This is a genomic window from Aquimarina acroporae, assembly GCF_023195925.1.
GTDB lineage: Bacteria > Bacteroidota > Bacteroidia > Flavobacteriales > Flavobacteriaceae > Aquimarina > Aquimarina acroporae.
In genome coordinates this window covers 580,678-598,568 of sequence record NZ_JALPRE010000001.1, presented here as the reverse complement: position 1 = coordinate 598,568, position 17,891 = coordinate 580,678, and the positions used below count along the sequence as shown (strand labels likewise).

The 17,891-nt window shown below is 33.3% G+C and carries 20 protein-coding genes; 4 read left to right on the top strand and 16 right to left on the bottom strand.

The features are described 5' to 3' along the window. The first annotated feature begins 60 nt into the window (after positions 1 to 60). Together M0D21_RS03020 and M0D21_RS03015 are read left to right on the top strand one after the other, a co-directional pair. Positions 61 to 972 carry a DMT family transporter gene (locus M0D21_RS03020; protein ID WP_248326750.1) on the top strand — a complete coding sequence of 304 codons (912 nt, stop codon included), beginning with the start codon at positions 61 to 63 and terminating at the stop codon, positions 970 to 972. 155 nt (positions 973 to 1,127) lie between these two features. Further along, entirely contained in the window at positions 1,128 to 3,311 is a 2,184-nt protein-coding gene (locus M0D21_RS03015) for a tetratricopeptide repeat-containing hybrid sensor histidine kinase/response regulator (protein ID WP_248326749.1), read from the top strand. 39 nt (positions 3,312 to 3,350) lie between these two features. Here the strand turns inward: M0D21_RS03015 and M0D21_RS03010 are convergent, their stop codons facing one another. Both M0D21_RS03010 and M0D21_RS03005 read right to left on the bottom strand, forming a co-directional pair. Further along, positions 3,351 to 5,789: an alpha/beta hydrolase family protein gene (locus M0D21_RS03010; protein ID WP_248326748.1), complete on the bottom strand. Its 2,439-nt coding sequence runs from the start codon at positions 5,787 to 5,789 to the stop codon at positions 3,351 to 3,353. Positions 5,790 to 5,893: 104 nt separating this feature from the next. Then, the gene (locus M0D21_RS03005; RefSeq protein WP_248326736.1) at positions 5,894 to 6,670 is read right to left on the bottom strand and encodes an alpha/beta fold hydrolase; all 777 of its coding nucleotides are present in this window, start codon (positions 6,668 to 6,670) and stop codon (positions 5,894 to 5,896) included. A gap of 121 nt (positions 6,671 to 6,791) precedes the next feature. On the opposite strand from M0D21_RS03005, the gene M0D21_RS03000 reads away from it, so the two are divergent. Continuing rightward, positions 6,792 to 8,669 (top strand): M61 family metallopeptidase, encoded by a 1,878-nt coding sequence (locus M0D21_RS03000; RefSeq protein WP_248326723.1) that lies wholly within the window; start codon positions 6,792 to 6,794, stop codon positions 8,667 to 8,669. Positions 8,670 to 8,751: 82 nt separating this feature from the next. On the opposite strand, the gene M0D21_RS02995 is transcribed toward M0D21_RS03000, so the two are convergent. The 5 genes from M0D21_RS02995 to M0D21_RS02975 form a co-directional block, all read right to left on the bottom strand. Next, positions 8,752 to 9,162: a Dabb family protein gene (locus M0D21_RS02995; protein WP_248326721.1), complete on the bottom strand. Its 411-nt coding sequence runs from the start codon at positions 9,160 to 9,162 to the stop codon at positions 8,752 to 8,754. A 21-nt stretch (positions 9,163 to 9,183) separates the two neighbouring features. Continuing rightward, positions 9,184 to 9,984, bottom strand: coding sequence for a polyphosphate kinase 2 (ppk2, locus tag M0D21_RS02990; protein ID WP_248326719.1), 801 nt, complete (start codon positions 9,982 to 9,984; stop codon positions 9,184 to 9,186). Position 9,985: 1 nt separating this feature from the next. Continuing rightward, positions 9,986 to 10,831 carry a polyphosphate kinase 2 gene (ppk2, locus tag M0D21_RS02985; RefSeq protein ID WP_248326709.1) on the bottom strand — a complete coding sequence of 282 codons (846 nt, stop codon included), beginning with the start codon at positions 10,829 to 10,831 and terminating at the stop codon, positions 9,986 to 9,988. Between the two features lie 169 nt (positions 10,832 to 11,000). Continuing rightward, positions 11,001 to 11,444 (bottom strand): GNAT family N-acetyltransferase, encoded by a 444-nt coding sequence (locus M0D21_RS02980; RefSeq protein ID WP_248326707.1) that lies wholly within the window; start codon positions 11,442 to 11,444, stop codon positions 11,001 to 11,003. Positions 11,445 to 11,455: 11 nt separating this feature from the next. Beyond that, positions 11,456 to 11,848, bottom strand: a complete 393-nt coding sequence (locus M0D21_RS02975; protein WP_248326705.1) for a rhodanese-like domain-containing protein — start codon at positions 11,846 to 11,848, stop codon at positions 11,456 to 11,458. A gap of 131 nt (positions 11,849 to 11,979) precedes the next feature. Here M0D21_RS02975 and M0D21_RS02970 point away from each other — a divergent pair, with 131 nt between their 5' ends. After that, entirely contained in the window at positions 11,980 to 12,888 is a 909-nt protein-coding gene (locus M0D21_RS02970; RefSeq protein WP_248326703.1) for a LysR family transcriptional regulator, read from the top strand. Here M0D21_RS02970 and M0D21_RS02965 read toward each other — a convergent pair whose 3' ends face one another. The 9 genes from M0D21_RS02965 to M0D21_RS02925 all read right to left on the bottom strand — a co-directional run bounded on the left by M0D21_RS02965 (position 12,889) and on the right by M0D21_RS02925 (position 17,596). Continuing rightward, positions 12,889 to 13,344 carry an SRPBCC family protein gene (locus M0D21_RS02965; protein WP_248326693.1) on the bottom strand — a complete coding sequence of 152 codons (456 nt, stop codon included), beginning with the start codon at positions 13,342 to 13,344 and terminating at the stop codon, positions 12,889 to 12,891. It lies immediately after the preceding gene. Continuing rightward, positions 13,337 to 13,672 (bottom strand): ArsR/SmtB family transcription factor, encoded by a 336-nt coding sequence (locus tag M0D21_RS02960; protein ID WP_248326669.1) that lies wholly within the window; start codon positions 13,670 to 13,672, stop codon positions 13,337 to 13,339. The genes M0D21_RS02965 and M0D21_RS02960 overlap by 8 nt, the downstream gene beginning before the upstream one ends. Positions 13,673 to 13,752: 80 nt before the next feature. Further along, positions 13,753 to 14,286: a hypothetical protein gene (locus tag M0D21_RS02955; RefSeq protein ID WP_248326651.1), complete on the bottom strand. Its 534-nt coding sequence runs from the start codon at positions 14,284 to 14,286 to the stop codon at positions 13,753 to 13,755. 2 nt (positions 14,287 to 14,288) lie between these two features. Then, positions 14,289 to 14,993, bottom strand: coding sequence for a cyclase family protein (locus M0D21_RS02950; protein ID WP_248326648.1), 705 nt, complete (start codon positions 14,991 to 14,993; stop codon positions 14,289 to 14,291). Between the two features lie 135 nt (positions 14,994 to 15,128). Then, positions 15,129 to 15,497: a nuclear transport factor 2 family protein gene (locus M0D21_RS02945; protein WP_248326645.1), complete on the bottom strand. Its 369-nt coding sequence runs from the start codon at positions 15,495 to 15,497 to the stop codon at positions 15,129 to 15,131. Positions 15,498 to 15,508: 11 nt separating this feature from the next. Then, on the bottom strand, positions 15,509 to 16,252 hold the full coding sequence (locus M0D21_RS02940; RefSeq protein WP_248326634.1) for an SDR family NAD(P)-dependent oxidoreductase: 744 nt from the start codon (positions 16,250 to 16,252) through the stop codon (positions 15,509 to 15,511). Beyond that, a complete protein-coding gene (locus tag M0D21_RS02935; RefSeq protein WP_248326631.1) occupies positions 16,242 to 16,451 on the bottom strand; it encodes a tautomerase family protein in 210 nt (69 codons plus the stop codon). Before M0D21_RS02935 ends, M0D21_RS02940 begins: the two co-directional genes overlap by 11 nt. Positions 16,452 to 16,461: 10 nt before the next feature. Next, complete coding sequence (locus M0D21_RS02930) at positions 16,462 to 16,893, bottom strand: DoxX family protein (protein ID WP_248326628.1); 432 nt, start codon at positions 16,891 to 16,893, stop codon at positions 16,462 to 16,464. A 139-nt stretch (positions 16,894 to 17,032) separates the two neighbouring features. Next, positions 17,033 to 17,596, bottom strand: coding sequence for a Crp/Fnr family transcriptional regulator (locus M0D21_RS02925; RefSeq protein ID WP_248326625.1), 564 nt, complete (start codon positions 17,594 to 17,596; stop codon positions 17,033 to 17,035). Positions 17,597 to 17,891 lie beyond the last annotated feature (295 nt).

The window sequence follows — 17,891 nt, the reverse complement described above, 5'->3', positions numbered from 1 at the left end:
GTATCGTAAACTGAAGCTATAGTGATATTGTTTGAAAATGCATCCATATATTTTTGAAGAATGAAAGATCTAAAATTATCTTCTACAGGAATAGTTCTTGCCATTATTGGTGTAATCCTATTCTCTGCTAAAGCGGTATTGGTGAAACTGGCATATAATTATAATATAAGTTCTGAACATTTACTATTGTTTAGAATGTTGTTCTCATTACCCTTTTATCTTGGAATTGTATTTTTTAATACATCATCAAATCCTCAACAGGTTGGTGCAAAAGATTACTTATGGGTATTGTTTTTCGGGTTTGTAGGATATTACCTTGCGAGTTATTTTGATTTTTTAGGATTACAATACATAAAAGCGGGATTAGAAAGAATAATTCTCTTTTTGTACCCAACCCTAGTTATCATTATTTCCCGAGTCTTTTTTAAAAAATATATAAGTTCCAAACAACTACTTGCTATATTATTGACCTATATAGGGGTATTCATAACTTTTTGGGGAGAACTAAAGTTTGAAGGCAGTTCTAATGAACTTATTTTGGGTGTGTCTTTAGTTTTTCTAAGTGCTTTAACCTATGCTATCTATCTTGTCGGGAGTGGTTGGCTCATACCAAAATTTGGAGTTATACGATTTACGTCTTTAGCAATGATCGTTTCTTCACTATGTATTATTATTCAGTATTTGATTGTTGATCGTGGGAATATAATTGACTACCCTCTGGAACTATATCTGATTTGTATAGCTATGGCAATTTTCTCAACAATTATTCCGTCTTACTTAGTGTCAGCCGCTATAGAAAGATTAGGAGCCTCAAACTTTTCTATTATTGCAAGTTTAGGTCCTTTTTCTACGATAATTTTGGCATATTTTATTCTTTCTGAGAGGTTATCATTACTTCAGATAGTAGGAGCAGGTGTGGTAATTTTTGGGATTTATATTGTTTCGGGGAAGAATAAAAGAAATGGGAAATAAATAATAAATCATTATACACTCATTAAAGAATTAAGCATATTAATGTTTTTTTCACTAAATTAACATTATGAATTAGTATGTTTTTGATAGTGTGGGGACGCTACCATAGACAAAATTCTTAGTAGTAATAGGATCATACAAAAACAATAAAGAGTTTGAAAACTTTTTTACTTATAGTGCACCTAGTTGTTGTAGGAAGTATTTCCTATGGACAAATAGCTGTAAAACACAATCATATAGATAGTCTACATTCTTTAATTGATCAATCTAATAGCCTTACTTACGAATATAAAATAAAAGAATCGCTAGAATATGCCATAAAAGCAGCAAACTACGCTTATGAGGTTAACAATGATCATTACAAGGCGAAGGCTTATTATCTTATGGCATACAATTATGAAATACTGGTAGATTTTAAAAATGCCGAGGAATACTACAGGAAATCCCTAAAATTTTCAGAGGTATCAAATGATTCTTTATTGGTATTATGGAATAATAATGGTTTAGGGAATGTATATTCTGATGGATATAAAGACCTTAAAACTTCATTGGTTTTCTATAACAAAGCTAAAGAACTAGGGAAAAATTTTGAAGACTCTAGTGAATATATGACCCCAGTTATTAATCTAGCGTGGACCTATGTAGATATAGGTGAGTTCGATGATGCATTACCCTATATCGAAGAAGCTCAGAAACTAGTAGTAGAGCATAAGGATATAGAAGGATATTGCGAGGTGTATTATTTAAGAGGGAAATATGCTTTGCATAAAAAGAACTTTAAAGATGCTTTTAGATATTTTGAAGAGGCTATTGATATTGCCGAGGGGCATGATATGGTATTAGAACTTTCTTATATTTTAAAGGCAAGAGCAGCGTTACATGAAAAAGTTGGAGATACAATATCTGCATATAATGACATTAAGGAATATCAACAATACAAAGATAAACTGTATGATAAGGAAAAACTAAAGCAGATAGAAGTAGCTAGTATTAGTTTTGCTGTAGATGAATATAAACGCGAATTAGAAATAGCAAATAAAGAAAAGGATTATCAAGCAAGTATCGCTAAGAATAATAAAATCATTCTATTCATATCGGTTATAGGGTTGATTTTTATGTTAGGAACTGCGTTTTTCTTCTATTTAGGATATCGATCAAAGAAAAAATTAAGTGATATTTTAAAAGAGAAAAATACACAGCTAGAAGTAGCAAAAACAGAGGCAGAAAAACTTACAAACACCAAATCTCAGTTTATTTCTACCGTAAGTCACGAATTGCGAACTCCTCTCTATGGGGTTGTTGGTATTACCTCGCTATTGTTAGAAGATAAGGAAATGCCCTCAAAACATAAAAAGCTGCTTAATTCATTGAAGTTTTCTGGAGATTACCTTTTGGATTTGATCAATAAAGTTTTGAAGATCAGCAAAATCGAATCAAATAAAGAGAAACTCACCAAAACTCCAACAGATCTGTCGCAATTAGCTCAAAATCTACTTTATTCTTTTGAGTATCAGGCCAAAAATAAAAACAATCAATTGGTATTAGAATCTCAGAAAGAACTTCCTAAAATTCTAAGTGTCGACTCTCTTAAATTGTCAGAGATATTGATCAATCTTATAGGTAACTCGGTGAAATTTACAGAGAATGGTACGATTTGGCTGAGATTAAAGATTGTTTCAATTGATAAAGAAAAGGTAAAGGTGAAGTTTGAAGTTGAGGATAATGGCCTTGGTATTCCTGAAGATAAAAAGGAATTTGTATTTGAAAAATTTTCTCAATTAGGTAGAGAAATCAATAAATCTGAAGGAACCGGATTAGGGCTGTCAATTGTAAAGAATCTTTTGGAAATGATGGGTAGCCAAATTTATTTAGATAGTAAAGAAGGAAGAGGAACAAAGTTTTATTTCGATTTAGAGTTTGAAGTAATAAATGAAAAAGAAAGCAGTAGCCTTGATTTAAATAAAGAAGAGAGTCCACAAACCTTCAAAAAGATTTTGGTTGCCGAGGATAATAAGATTAATCAAATTGTCACCAAAAACCTGCTTGATATTATTGGGTACAATTCCACTATTGTAGAAAATGGATTAAACGCTTTACAAATGGTTAAGAAAGAGGAGTTTGATCTCATCCTAATGGATCTTAATATGCCTTATCTAGATGGGATAGAAGCGACAAAACGTATACGAGAATTTGATCAGGAAACTCCTATAATTGCACTTACGGCCTCTGAGTTAAGTGAAGTACAAGAAGAATGTTTGGCTATAGGTATGAATGATATTATTAATAAACCTCTTAATAAAGACGATCTAAGAGAGATTCTTAGTAAGAATTTAATATAATAAAAAAAAGCCCTTTACCTCGTAAAGGGCTTTTTTGCATTAGTTTGTACCTTCTCCTTCTGGTCTTTTATCTTTTTTGTTTTTTACGTATTTTTCGAGCCATTGATCTTGTTCCCATAAAAGATGCAATATAGACTCCTTAGCTCTGTATCCATGACTTTCTTTAGGAAGCATTACCAATCTAGTGGTTGCCCCTAAACCTTTTAAGGCATTAAAATATCTTTCACTTTGCAAAGGATAAGTTCCAGAATTATTATCGGCTTCACCATGAATTAAAAGCAAAGGAGTTTTCATTTTGTCTGCATGCATGAAAGGAGACATTGTATAATACACCTCTGGTGCTTCCCAATAACTTCGTTCTTCACTTTGAAAACCAAAAGGTGTAAGTGTTCTATTATAAGCACCACTTCTGGCAATACCAGCAGCAAAAAGGTTAGAATGAGAAAGTAAGTTAGCAGTCATAAAAGCTCCATAAGAGTGCCCTCCTACAGCAACTCTATCACGATCGATATAACCTAATTTGTCTACAGCATCAATTGCAGCTTTACCATTAGCAACTAATTGCTCTCTGAAAGAATCATTTGGTTCCTCAGTTCCTTCTCCAACAATAGGAAAAGAAGCATCATCTAATACTACATATCCCTTTGTAACCCAATATATCATTGAACCCCAAAATGGATATGTGAATTCATTAGGGTTAGAAGTGGTTTGTGCAGCATTACGTTTATCTTTAAATTCTCTCGGATATGCCCATAAAATCATAGGCATCTTTTCCTTTTTTGATTTATCATAACCTACAGGTAAGTAAAGAGTCCCGGAAAGGTCTAAACCATCTTCTCTTTTGTATTTTATCACCTCTTTATGCACGTTTTGAATACTTGCAAAAGGGTTTTTGAATGAAGTAATCTGCTGTAATTTGTTGTCGTTAATACTTCTTATGAAGTAGTTAGGATATTCTTTCTGTGATTCTATACGCACAAGAAACTTTCCTTTTTTAAGGTCGATTGCACTATAAATATTCTCAACTTTATCTTTATATTCAGATTGATATAATCTTTTGGTTTCCTTCGTTTTTAAATTGATTCTATCAATAAAAGGAAATTGACCATCTTTAGTATAACCATCTCCAAGTAAATACATTTGATTGTTTTCGATGTCTATTACAGAATTTCCATATTGATTTTTAACAGTTACGGGGTTTCCAGGATCACTATATCTATCCTGGTAGCTACGATCAAAAATGATCTTAGATTGTTCTGGCTTTTGCGGGTTGAAAACATAGCTTTTGGTATTTCTTGTATTCCACCAATAGTCATATGCTATTGCATAATTTTCATCGTTAGTCCAATCAATACCTCCAAATCTATTTATTGTTTTTAGAATTGATTTTGCAGAACTTGTAAATGGAGAATCGAGTTGAAAAATTTCATCACGAAACTCTACCTTTTCTTCAGGATCTCCTTTGTCTAATGCTTCAACCCAAATGAGTGAAGCTGGTTTGTCGGCTCTCCATGAGATCGAACGTTTACCAGTTCTGGTAGACATAAACCCCTTTGGTAATACTTCTGTGAGAGGAACTTTATTCAGTGTTTTTAACACTTCTCCATTGGTATTGTGTAATTTTGTTTCATTAGCAAAACGTCTATAAGGAACTATATATGAGAACGGTTTTTGAATCTCAGTAGCAATAACATATTGTCCATTTGGTGAAAATGAAAATCGAGTATACATAGCAACTGGAGCCCAATCTTTAATACTCCCAGTAAGCGAAACAGTTTTGATCTTAGACAGTGCTAATTGTTCAAAATTATATTCATCATTTGGGTTTTTTAATAAATCCTGATAAGTTCGATTTTGAGCTTTGGCACCATCACTAATGGTCACGGTTGGACCTGTTGGGATTGCCTCATTAGTATTAATCAGTGGTTTTCTTGATTCTGGAATAAATTTTACAAGCAGACCTGAATTATCCGGATACCATGTAAAAGGTGTGCCAGTGTTCGCGTTCAATATCGGTTCCGTTAATTTTGAAGCCTTTTTATCCTTAATATTTAAAACCCAAAGTTCTACACCATTTGAAGTTGTATTTGTAAAAGCAACCATGTTTTGATCTGGGGACCATTTCAGGTTTGTAATTCTCATGTTTTTTGATAAACCAGAGACGTGACTAGCTTCTTTATCATTGTTTTTTTTGACCTCAATATTATTGTAGTATCTTGCTCTACTAGAAATATTGGTTTTAGGGTTTATTCTTAAGCCTCCTAAACGCATTTCTTTTTCAGATAATTCAGCAATTGTTTTATAAACATCTCTATAAAGAAAAACAAGGTTTTCCCCTTTGTCGTCAATGATTACTGTTGGTGCTATAGGTACATCTATTAAATCTAATATTTCGTCAGAAGGTTTTTGGTACTCTAAATTTTCTTGAGAATAGCCTACAAAAATTAGTAAAAGAAAAAAATATTTAATGAATTTCATGATTGATGTGTTTTGAGTTTACTGTAGAGTAAGTGTTATTGTTTTTTTAAATAAGATTACAAGGTTTTAAATAATTAAAAAGAATAACAATTTTTGTGATTTCTTTAACTGTGATTCATAATCGAGAGTATGAAATCACTACTTTCTTCCAGTACCAGGGCAGTATTTTCTTTATGTGGAGTATGACCAATATCAGGAATTATCAATGCTTTTGATATCCCTGTTGTATTTTGAGTTATAGCATGTACCTGATCTAAACTACCGTACTCATCGTTTTCTCCTTGAATAATAAGAGAACGGCATTGTACATTTGGTAGATAGTGTTCAATATTCCAGGATTGATAATCTTCAGAAAGCCAGGTTTCCGTCCACATCCGAAATACATCATCGGTCTTGTCTCCATGATACTTGGTCAATTTTTCTTTTAGATTTGTATCCCGATAAGCGACCACAGCGTCTTGTATTCCTTTAACGGTTTCCTTTTCTACAAAAACATGAGCTCCTTCTGTAATAACACCAGCTATTTTATCTGGAAATAATGATGCAGTTAATAAAGCAATACTACCACCATCACTATGCCCAAAGAGAATTACCTGTTTTAGATCAAGTGTTTTAATGATTTCTCCTAAAATTTCGGCTTCTTCCTTTAGGTAATCATTACCACGTTTTTTATAGCTAAAAGAGGATGATTTTCCATACCCTAGTCTATCATAAGATATTACATTGCACCCGGTAAGTTCTCCAATTTTATTTGGGAATTTTCTCCAAAGTTCTATACACCCCAATGAGTCATGAAGAAAAATAATAACAGAAGTACTTCCTTTAATTAATTTGGGGTCAGTTGAAAATCGTAAACGCTGATCATTTATTGTTAAATCCAAACCTATGCTTTTCTATAAAAAGTGCTAAAAATAAGCTAAAGTCGGTACAAATTGCATATTTTGCGTCTTCAAAATTGTAATGCTAGTTCTTTTTCTAAGTCTAGATAATAAAAAAGAGTATATGAAAAGCTTAATCGCAACGTTTGCTATCGCTTTAGTAGTGGTAGGATGTGGTACAAAAAATCCTGCTAATGATGTAGCAACATCTGTTCCTATTTCTACAGCAATAGACTTAACCCAAATTGATGATGATAAAATACCTGTAACGATAAATCCTGGAAGGTTTGTACAGGATACAGTTAAATACTATTTGCCTAAGGTAGTTCAAGGAACCTATGCTGTAAGTGATTTTGGGAGTTTTGTAGAAGGGTTTAAGGCGTTTGATTATGCTGGGAATGAAATAGAAGTTAAGAAAACTGATAAAAACATCTGGCTGATTCCTAATGCATTACAGTTAGATAAAATAACTTATTTTGTCAATGATACTTACGATTTAGAAAATTCTGGTACAGCTACTCCGTTTTCACCTTCAGGTACGAATATAGAACCAGATAACTTTGTATTGAACTTACATGGGTTTATCGGATATTTTGATGTCCTTAAAAACAATCAATACGCTTTGGAGGTGAAGGCCCCTAAAGAAATGAAAAGAACTTCTGCTCTTCAAAATGTGGGTACAGAAACAAGTGAAGATGGTAGCATAGTCACAGATAAATATTTTGCATCCAGATATTTCGATATTACTGATAACCCAATGATGTACGGTAAACTTGATGTAGAAGAGTTTTTAGTCGGGGATATTAAAATTGTACTTAGTGTATATTCGCCGAACAAAGTGCATTCAGCGGCGAAAATAAAGGAGACTGTATTCAAAATGATGAAGGGCCAAAAGGCTTATTTGGGTGATATTAATAGTACTCCTAGATACGACATATACTTATATCTATCAGAAGGGAATGAGGAATCCCCAACAGGTTTTGGAGCATTGGAACACCATACATCAACGGTAGTTGTTTTACCAGAACAAATGCCAGATGACGCGTTAGCACAAGCCATGATCGATGTGGTGTCGCATGAGTTTTTTCATATAGTGACTCCTCTGTCAGTTCATTCAGAAGATGTTCATTATTTTGATTATCATGATCCAACATTTTCTAAACATTTATGGATGTATGAAGGTGTTACAGAGTACTTTGCAACCTTATTTCAAGTAAATCAGGATTTGGTAGAAGAAAGTGAGTTTTACGAAAAAATAATGGGTAAAATTAATAGTGCCAGCGGCTTCGATGATAGTATGAGTTTTACCAAAATGAGTGAGAATATTTTAGATCAACCCTACGCATCGAATTATGTAAATGTTTATGAAAAAGGAGCATTAATAGGTATGTGTATCGATATTTTAATGAGAGAAGAAAGTAATGGAACGCGAGGGATATTATCTTTAATGAAAGAACTGTCTTTGAAATATGGTAAAAACAAACCTTTTGAAGACGACAAAATCATTGATGAAATTATAGCAATGACTTACCCTTCAATTGGGGAGTTCCTGAATACTCATGTAGTAGGAACTACACCTATTAACTATAAAGATTTCTTCAATAAAGTAGGATTGGCTGTTCAACAAGAAAAGATAGAAACAAATTATATTCAAAATTCCGGAGCTTTAATTGTAGCTGGAGATCAGTCGAAAGGGACCATATTTTTTACAGACTTGGTTTCTGATAACAGCTTCTGGGCAGATAATGGGGTACAGCCCAACGATACTATTGTTGAGGTTAATGGAACCAAATTAACGCTTCAAAATGCCAATAGTGTGCTAGGAGGAACGCTACAATGGCAAGAAGGAGATGATGTTGAGGTAAAACTGGATAGAGCAGGAGAGGAAGTAGTTATAAAAACGAAAGTTAAAAAGTCGTATACACAAGGAGAAAAACTTTCGGTATCTACCAGTTCTTCAGAGGAGCAAACCGCACTTAGAAATGCTTGGATAAAAGGATAAAGAATTAATATAAAGTATGAAAAAGGCTACCAAAATTGAGTAGCCTTTTTTTATATCTTTAAAAACAATATTGTTATAACATTTATAAACTGGTGGTTGAATCATATACGAGGACTTTGCTCCATAGACCTTTGTTTTCATCTACAAATTTGGTATGAACGGGATCTATTTGGTAGTTATCATGTGCTTCTTTTGATGCAAATTTAATGACTACACAATAAGTGAATGAGTGATCTACAACTGGTCTTTTCTTAGTTCCCGCTGGCGTACCAAAATTACTAGAAGAAATAAATTTACATTCTTTAAGTAACGTTTTAACCCCTTTTTCAAATTTTTCTCTTTCTCCCTCATTATCTGGATTGTTAAGCCAAAAGAAAACAGTGTGAATTAGTTTTTCTTTGTTTGCGTCTGCTGATTCATTTGAAGCAGTTTCGTTTTGTGCCATTGCCGAAAGGCTAAAAAGACTAATAAGTATAATAAATAGTGGTTTCATTTGATATGATTTTTATGTGCTTTAATTTTCTTCCGTATAAGGTATGTTATCAAGGATGTAACGAATAGCCTCTACTCTTGCTTTGGTTTTACGATCTCCTTTTATAATGATCCAGGGTGAGAGTTTTGTATCTGTATGTTCAAACATTTTTACTTTATACTTCGTATATTCATCCCATAGCTCTTGTGCTCGTTCATCTACCGGAGTCATTTTCCATTTTTTTAAAGGGTTCGATTTGATATCTTTAAATCGACGTTCCTGTTCCTCTTTAGAAATTGAAAAATAGAATTTTATAAGGTATGTGTCAGATTCTAAGATCATTCTCTCGAATTCATTTACCTGTCCCATAAAAGTTTCATATTGTCGCGGGGTACAAAAACCATTTACGGGTTCAACTACAGCTCTATTGTACCAACTACGATCAAAAAGTACAATTTCTCCAGGCTTGGGTAGTTGATTCACATATCGTTGAAAATACCATTGTCCTTGTTCTTCTTCGGTAGGTTTTGGTAATGCTACAATTCTAAAGTATCTCGGATTAATATGTGCTGTAACTCGTCGTATAGCTCCGCCTTTTCCTGCTGCATCCCTACCTTCAAATAGAATTACAATCTTTTTTTCATTTTTGATTGCCCATCTCTGTAATTTCACCAATTCGGTTTGAAGCTCTTTTAACTCTAATTCGTATTGAGTCATACGTAAAGCCTTATCTACATCTACCTTTTTATCTGCAAATAGATGTCTTAAACCAATTGGGGAGTTTAAAATATTTAAATCTTCTTCTGTGAGATTATTGGGTATATTATCTTTTGGTAAGGACATGCTAAATATCTATTTGTTCTACGTATCTATGGTACCTAACGATTACATTTGGATCTGGAAACAGAGTAGTTTTTGCCTTTGTTTTTCCTGTATAATCAAATTTTGAAAGTACATATCGTATGCTTTCTAGGCGAGCAGTTTTTTTACTATTTGTTTTTACTATAACCCATGGGCTAAAGGTAGTATGCGTTTTAGAAAACATTTGCTCTTTGTAGTGCGTATATTTTTTCCATAGTTGTTGCCCTTTCATATCTACAGGACTAAATTTCCAAACTTTAAGAGGGTTTTCAAGTCTAGCATCAAAACGTTTTTTTTGTTCTTCTTTTGAAATCGAAAACCAAAACTTAATAACGATAACACCATCTTCATACAGCATGTGTTCAAACTCAGGTACTTGAACCATAAATTTATCATATTGTTTTTTGGTGCAAAATCCCATAACAGGTTCAACCACCGCACGGTTATACCAGCTACGATCAAAAAATACGATTTCTCCGGGGTTTGGTAATTCCTTTATATATCTTCTAAAATACCACTGTCCTTGCTCTTCTTCAGTGGGTTTAGAAAGTGCAACAATGCGCATAGATCTAGGATTAAGATGTTCTGTAAATCGTTTTATTGATCCTCCTTTTCCTGCGGCATCTCGACCCTCAAAGATAATCGCTACTCGCAGTTTCTTTTTGGCAATCCACTGTTGTAAATTCACTAATTCTGCTTGCAAAAGTCTAAGCTCTTGTTCATACCTGAGCCTACGCATTATTTTGGTTATATCTACGTTTTTTTGTTCTGCAAGAGTAATAAGTTGTTTGCGTTTTTTTACTTGATGTAGTTCTTCAAGTGTGAACATAGAATTTTGTATTTGTGTTTAAAGGTAAATATAAAATTATTGTTATGCCACCCTGATTTCTTTTCTATAGCGAGCTTTGGTTGATTATAATGATTTAATAATCTTTATTGTTTCAATATAAAAGTATTGTTTTTAGTTATTCTGAAAAAAGTAAACGTAGAAATAAGTTTTAGAAAGTCCAGTAAAACCGTTCTTTAGATTTAGATATAGCACCAAGATTTTTATAAAATCGAATAGCATTGGTATTAAAATTAGGTGTTTGCCATTGAACTGTAGAACAGCCTTCTTGTAGTGCATGTTGTCGTATATGATTCATTACTTTTTTTCCAATACCATGACCTCTAATTTCCTCTTTAAGATATAAACAGTCTATATAGGTGTAATATTCAACGTCCCAGGTGGAGAATTGTATAACATAGGTTGAATAGCCTACCAGTACATTGTTTTTTTCTACTACCAAACAGTGTATACCTGCTTTTTCGTCAAATAAATACTTGGCTAACAGGGTTGCTTTGTTTTTAATATCAAACGCTACCTTTTCATAGGTAGCGTGAGCTTGACATAAGATAATTAATTCATCGATATCCGTTCTTTTTACAAACCGTATATTCATTGTGTTTTTTGTTAGCATGCGCATTGAACCATTGATCCTTTTGTAGGATGAGATCCTTCTGTTGCGTAACCATCGAATTTCCACCATTCGATACCTCCCATTAATTCTTTCACGATAAAACCAAGACGCGTCATTTGTAAAGCACCCCTGGTAGAAGCATTACAACCAATCCCATCACAATAACAGACATAAGTTATGGATTTATCAAGGTGTTGTGTACTTTCTTTGGTCATTTCTCTATGAGGGAGATTCATTGCTGTGGGAATATGTTCTTTTGCATATCCAAAAGGTTGTCTGGTATCTACAACTACAAGGTTTTCTCCATTTTCTAAGGCTTCGAAAAGATCTGCAGGATCCATTTCATACGCTAACTTATTTTCGTAAAATTCAATTTGATCTTTCATAAATATATGTTTTTGTTAGACCAAAATTAAAATTGAAAGTAGGAATAGAGCTATGTTTTTGTTGAATGATTAGAAAGGTCAGTTGAAATATTTTCATACTCAAAATTGTAGCATTGTTGTAATTTTGTAACATGGATATAAAGTACTTAAGACTCGTAAAAACAATAACTGAAGAAGGAAATATGGCGAATTCTTCTCAGAAACTCTTTTTGACACAATCAGCCTTAAGTCATCAATTAAGGGAGCTCGAACAGCAATTGGGGTTTAAAGTTTTTATAAGATCCCGAAATAGGTGGAAACTAACCGAAGAAGGAGAGGAACTATATAAGATGGCCAAAGAAGTATTGCATACTATACAACATAGATTGTCATCAATAAAACAAATTCAAAGCGGGGCTAAAGGTGTGATAAAAGTGAGTACAGAGTGCTACTCTTTTTATCAAGGTTTACCAGGTTTTATTCAAAAAATGGGTTTGTTATATCCTGATATTGAGGTTGACCTGGTACTCGAAGCTACTCATCAACCCATTTCTAAATTATTGTCAGGAGCAATAGATATGGCTTTTGTTACTTCTAAACCTGAAAACGAACTATTGACAAATATTCCTCTTTTTGAAGATGAGATTTTTGCGCTGCTTCATAAGGAGCATGGTTATAATGGTAAGGAATACTTAGAAGCAAAAGATTTTAACGATGTACACCTCATTATTCATTCTTTTCCATTGGAAACCGTTTCTGTTTATGAACAATTTCTGAAAATTCACAAGATCAACCCAATAAAAATATCAGCAATACCGCTCACCGAGGTGGCATTAGATATGGTAAATGCAAATATGGGAATGGTATGCATGCCAAAATGGGCATTACGCTCATTTAAACTTTCAGAAGATATAATTTTTAAACGCATTGGCAGTAACGGTCTTAGAAGAGTGCATTATCTGGTAGTGAGGAAAGAAGATCGTCAAAAAAAATATATTCATGACTTTATATCTAATGTAGAGGAGGAGTTCATCAGTATAAAACCCTCCTCTACATTTTAGTTATACTGTTTTTTGAGAGAGATATTCATAGAGCCTCTCAAACGTTGATCCCCAACCATTGTAGAATCCCATTTTTTCTTGTTGCTTACAATACTCTTCGGTAGCATGAATAACATGAAAAGTGAAATGAGTTTTATCTCCGATTTTTTTTAGAAGTACCTGTAGTTCTACTCCTTCGGTCATAGGTTTAAAGTTTGCAGAGGTGCGTATTTTCTCTAATTCAACGATCTCCAGATAAACACCATCTGCTATAAAATCGCTACCATTGGGCATGGTCATTACGTATTTCCAATTTCCGCCAACAGTAAAGTCGTGTTCCAGTATTTTGGTTTCCATTCCTTTGGGGCCCCACCAATTTGCAATGTGTTCAGGTTGTGTCCAAGCTTCCCAAACCAATTCTATTGGAGCGTTAAATGTTTTTTCAATGGTTAAAGTACGGTTGTTAAGATCACTCATTTTTATTGTTTTTTCGTTTTGATTGTAATTCATTTAAATAGGCTTCGAAAGAATCTAGTTTATCTTCCCAAAGGTTTTGATATTGTTCTATCCATAAAAAGGCAGGAATTAAACTTTTAGGTCTAATGAGACAATAACGTTCACGCCCTTGTTGTTGAATATCTATGATGCCGCACTCTTCTAAAATCTTAAGATGTTTAGATATTGCGGGACGGCTTACTTCAAACTTTTGAGCTACTTCGTTTATAGGTAAAGCATTTTCTGCCAAAAGTTTAATAATATCTCTGCGAACAGGATCGGCGATGGCCTGAAATACGTCTCGTCTCATTTAATTATGTAACTATTCGGTTACTAATTTAAGTGTAACTAATCGGTTACGCAAATGTATTTCGTTTTTTAACACTTAGATTATTTTAAACTCTCGATGAACATTAGGGTATTAAACCGATTATAATCAAGTTCAAAATCATCTTCGTTAAGATACTTTAATGTAGTTTTTGCTATGATTACTGGTGTTATGCGATGTTGTTTTAGAGATTGCATTTCTTTGGTAAGTTCATAGAGTTTTGAATTCTTGTATTTTTCTGTTTGAAAGATTTTAGAATGACATTCCAAAAGATCTTGAGTATCATTTGGACTTCTTCTATTTAAAAAACTAATTTTTTCAGAAAAGTTAAATTCATTAGAAAAGTTGTGTTCTCCAGTTTCTGCGATTTTTTTATAGAAATTCAGATAGCTTTTAGGAGCAGAGGAGGCTAACACTTTGGTCGATATCAAATGTTTTTCAAAATCTATGATGATAGGTGCCAATTTGTTTTTTTCTTCCTCTGTTAATGAGTTCAATAAACAATTGTAGAGGTCATCTTCAACTCCATTTTTTTTATCATGGCAGGATGATAACATTATTAAGCTAAATATCAATAGATCAAGTATTCTTTTCATTACTAAAGTGTTTGATTTCCAAATACTGCTATAGCTCGTACCGGAGAGCCTGTACCACCTCTTATTTTTAATGGCAGTCCGATAAATCTAAACCTACCTCTTCCCAGTAATAAATGCAAGTTGATCATGTTTTCATAATGTGTAAATCCTAATTCGCCACATATATGATGTACTTCTTTATTAGATACTTTTGGGACTCCAGGTGACATTGTCTCAACACCAAAAGCAGATATACCTTTATTTCCCAAGTAACGAGCAGTTGAAGCAGAAACTCCTGGCCCGTTTGGCCATTCTTTGCTGTTAAAATGTTTTCGATAGTGATCGGTATGAATTAGGACTGTATCTCCTTTTTTTATTTCAATATTCGCCGTTTTACAAGCATTTTCTATGTCAAAGGGCTCTATAAGTTCCTTTAAGTTTTTATGAGAAAAATCTAGGCAAATTCCTTCTGTATAGAACATAGATAAAGGCATTTTGTCTATCGATTCACCTTCATACTGTTTTGCCATATGATTAATAGCATCTACATGGGTTCCGGTATGCTCACCTAGTTCTAATTTATGCACTGCTGGTGTCTTTTTCTTCGGATTTTCAATTCCTTCCCATTCTTCATGAGAATTGTGTACCTCCATTTTAACCTGAGGAAGATCTTTAAAGACCGGCATTCCTTCATAGATTTCCTGACTTAAATCGATGATTTCGATCATTACATTCTTGCTTTTTGATGATAAACAAATGTAAAAATAATAAGCAGGTTATATTGGTTTACTAGATAATTTAATAGCGATTTAAGATACATCTTAAACCGCTATTATCGCATTTATTAATAGTAAACAATGAATTTATGCTACATGTGTAAAAAGTTTATTTACAATTTTCCATTGTTGATTTACTTTTACAATTGATAAATAATCGTAATAATTGTAACCTAACATGGGAACATGCAATTTTACCATCGCAATTTTACCCATTACATCTATCCCAATAACTTTCATTTGTAAGGCTTCACCCAATTCTGATGGGCTTTTTCTGTTTTTTACACCATCCAAATATTCGTCAAGGTTTTTTACATAGTTTGCTCCTTCGATATCTCCATATAATATGGTGTCTTTATGAAAACAAGAACTAAGTTTAGAAATGTCTCCGTAAAAGATACCTTCAAAATAGTTAGCAATAACAGTTTCTATTTCGGTGATTTTTTGCGTATACATAATTCACTTTTTTAAAGGGCATGTCCTATGGTATGTCCACCAGCCACGTTAATAGTTTCTCCGGTAATAAACTCTGATGATGCCAAATAGTAAGCGGCTTCGGCAATTTCATGTGCTTCTCCGATCCTGTTCAAAAGGTGTAATCCCGCTAGGCTGTCGGCGTCTTCGATACCCATTTTACCTTGTAACGGACTTCTAATAATTCCTGGAGCAATGGTATTCACCTTAATATTGTTTTTACCGAATTCTGCAGCGAGTTGTCTCGTTAAAGAATGTATCGCTCCTTTGCTGCTTATTGGAGCGGTAGCCGGAAAACCACCTATAGCATGATCAACAAGAACAGTTCCAATGTTTATTATAGCACCGTTTTGTTGCTTGATCATTTCAGGAATAACTGCCTGAGTCGTAAAATAGGTACCTTTTAGGTTAATACTCCAGTAGCGATCTAAATCTTTTTCTTCAACATCGAGAAATGGTTTTGGAGCAAATACACCAGCGTTATTGATTAATACATCTACAGTATTGAATTTTTCTAAAGCTAGATTTACAAGCCTTTTTCCCGTTTCTGCTTTACTAATATCACCAGCTAGATACACAGCATTAGAGGGAGAACTAAGTTCTGCATATGCTTTTTTTAGGTTTTCTTCGTTTGAAGAGTTTAGTACAACGTTATTTTGTTTAGCAATAAAATATTTGGCAATTTCTTTTCCAATTCCTGTCGAAGCTCCGGTAATAATGATTGTTTTATTTTTCATTTGTTCTTTTTTTAGTTCCTAAATACTGTTTTCCATCTACACCCCAGTTTTCAATGGGAATTTCTTCAATTACTACATGTGTAGTTTTTGGGTTCTTGTTTAGAATATCAACCAATAATTGTGTTACACCTTCTATTAATTGACGTTTTTCGTTTCTGGTCACTTCTTCATCAGTGATTTTAATATTTACATATGGCATGTTTTATAATTTATGAGTTATACATTTTCTTTTCGTTAAAGACTTTTGATATAGCATATTCTCCAGCTCCAGTGAAGACCAGGGTGAGTGCGCCAAACAAATAGAGTGCTTGTAGTTCTATAGCCCAACCCCCATGCTGATTAAGAGAAAAAAGTTGAGAGCTGTGAGCAAGTATTATGGCTACCAAAAAGTTAAAAGCTATTATAAGACTGCTTAATCTTACTTTGAAACCTATGATAATAAAAATAGGAGCGATTATTTCTCCCATAAAAACTCCATATGCCAAAAAAGTTGGAATATGGTATCCTTCTAGTAATTCTTTAATGAAAGCATAATTAGAATTTAAATTGGCAATACCATGGAATAGTAGTAGCATCCCTAAGGTTAACCTAAGAATTAAAAATCCTAAATGAGTGCTTTGTCCTTTTTCTAATGCATTCATATCTTAATTTTTGTTTTAAATTATTTATGAAGCAAAGTTCTCGAATGAGGTTCGAGATGCACAGGACCTAAATCACAGTTTTGATGTGATCTATATCACTTTTATAGCAATATATCGTATAAAGCGAAGTAGGTTGCGTTTAAGAATTTAATCGACTTAATGTCTCTCGGGAAACTCCCAGATAGGAAGCGATCATTTTTTTAGGGACACGTTGAAAAAGCTTGGGATATTGTTCCAAAAGCATTTCATATTGTTCTTTGGTAGAACTTTTTAATAGTGCAAGAACCCTGTTTTGCAATGCTATTCTTCCCATTTTACTTTTTTTTGCCCAAAATCGTTCCATTTTGTGCATTTCTGAAGTTAATTTTTCTCTATTCTCATAGGTGATGTATAGTAACTCACTATCTTCTATACAGTCAATAGAAGTCTTAGATTGAATTTGTTTTACGAAAGATTCATAATCTGTTATCCACCAGTTTTCCATACCAAATTGAATGATATGCTCTTTCCCGTCTTCATCGAGAAAGTAACTTTTTAAACAGCCTTTAATAATCCAATATTCCTTATCCACAATTTCTCCCTCTTGTACAATATATTGATGTTTTCTTTTTTTTATATGTTGAAAATAACTTAAGATGACATCAAATTCCTCATCGGTAAGCGGTATAATTTCTTCAATATGTTCGCGAAGTGGATGTTTCATGAGAGCTTCAAAGAATTACACCCTAAAAGTAATGAAAGTTCTTATATAAAATCCCAGCCAGCAAGTTAAACCTTTAGTCTTGTACTTATATTTTTTGCTCTTATTACCTAATGTTTTGGTCAAAATAAGTCAGGGTTTCGGAAAAGGTACGGTTGAGTCTTGGTCCTTGGTAAATGCAACTCTTCAAAATATGACAAGATGGAAATAGATGTTTCTGTAGATTTTGCTACAGCAGATGTAAAAACCTAACAGGATTTTCCAAAACATAGAGAGCCCATTAGGTTTTGCCTTATTA

Excerpts from the sequence above, each read along its gene's own strand:
- M0D21_RS03020 (WP_248326750.1), top strand. The coding sequence starts at position 61 with ATGAAAGATCTAAAATTATCTTCTACAGGAATAGTTCTTGCCATTATT.
- M0D21_RS03010 (WP_248326748.1), bottom strand. The coding sequence starts at position 5,789 with ATGAAATTCATTAAATATTTTTTTCTTTTACTAATTTTTGTAGGCTAT.
- M0D21_RS03000 (WP_248326723.1), top strand. The coding sequence starts at position 6,792 with ATGAAAAGCTTAATCGCAACGTTTGCTATCGCTTTAGTAGTGGTAGGA.
- M0D21_RS02995 (WP_248326721.1), bottom strand. The coding sequence starts at position 9,162 with ATGAAACCACTATTTATTATACTTATTAGTCTTTTTAGCCTTTCGGCA.
- ppk2 (WP_248326719.1), bottom strand. The coding sequence starts at position 9,984 with ATGTCCTTACCAAAAGATAATATACCCAATAATCTCACAGAAGAAGAT.
- ppk2 (WP_248326709.1), bottom strand. The coding sequence starts at position 10,831 with ATGTTCACACTTGAAGAACTACATCAAGTAAAAAAACGCAAACAACTT.
- M0D21_RS02980 (WP_248326707.1), bottom strand. The coding sequence starts at position 11,444 with ATGAATATACGGTTTGTAAAAAGAACGGATATCGATGAATTAATTATC.
- M0D21_RS02975 (WP_248326705.1), bottom strand. The coding sequence starts at position 11,848 with ATGAAAGATCAAATTGAATTTTACGAAAATAAGTTAGCGTATGAAATG.
- M0D21_RS02970 (WP_248326703.1), top strand. The coding sequence starts at position 11,980 with ATGGATATAAAGTACTTAAGACTCGTAAAAACAATAACTGAAGAAGGA.
- M0D21_RS02965 (WP_248326693.1), bottom strand. The coding sequence starts at position 13,344 with ATGAGTGATCTTAACAACCGTACTTTAACCATTGAAAAAACATTTAAC.
- M0D21_RS02960 (WP_248326669.1), bottom strand. The coding sequence starts at position 13,672 with ATGAGACGAGACGTATTTCAGGCCATCGCCGATCCTGTTCGCAGAGAT.
- M0D21_RS02955 (WP_248326651.1), bottom strand. The coding sequence starts at position 14,286 with ATGAAAAGAATACTTGATCTATTGATATTTAGCTTAATAATGTTATCA.
- M0D21_RS02950 (WP_248326648.1), bottom strand. The coding sequence starts at position 14,993 with ATGATCGAAATCATCGATTTAAGTCAGGAAATCTATGAAGGAATGCCG.
- M0D21_RS02945 (WP_248326645.1), bottom strand. The coding sequence starts at position 15,497 with ATGTATACGCAAAAAATCACCGAAATAGAAACTGTTATTGCTAACTAT.
- M0D21_RS02940 (WP_248326634.1), bottom strand. The coding sequence starts at position 16,252 with ATGAAAAATAAAACAATCATTATTACCGGAGCTTCGACAGGAATTGGA.
- M0D21_RS02935 (WP_248326631.1), bottom strand. The coding sequence starts at position 16,451 with ATGCCATATGTAAATATTAAAATCACTGATGAAGAAGTGACCAGAAAC.
- M0D21_RS02930 (WP_248326628.1), bottom strand. The coding sequence starts at position 16,893 with ATGAATGCATTAGAAAAAGGACAAAGCACTCATTTAGGATTTTTAATT.
- M0D21_RS02925 (WP_248326625.1), bottom strand. The coding sequence starts at position 17,596 with ATGAAACATCCACTTCGCGAACATATTGAAGAAATTATACCGCTTACC.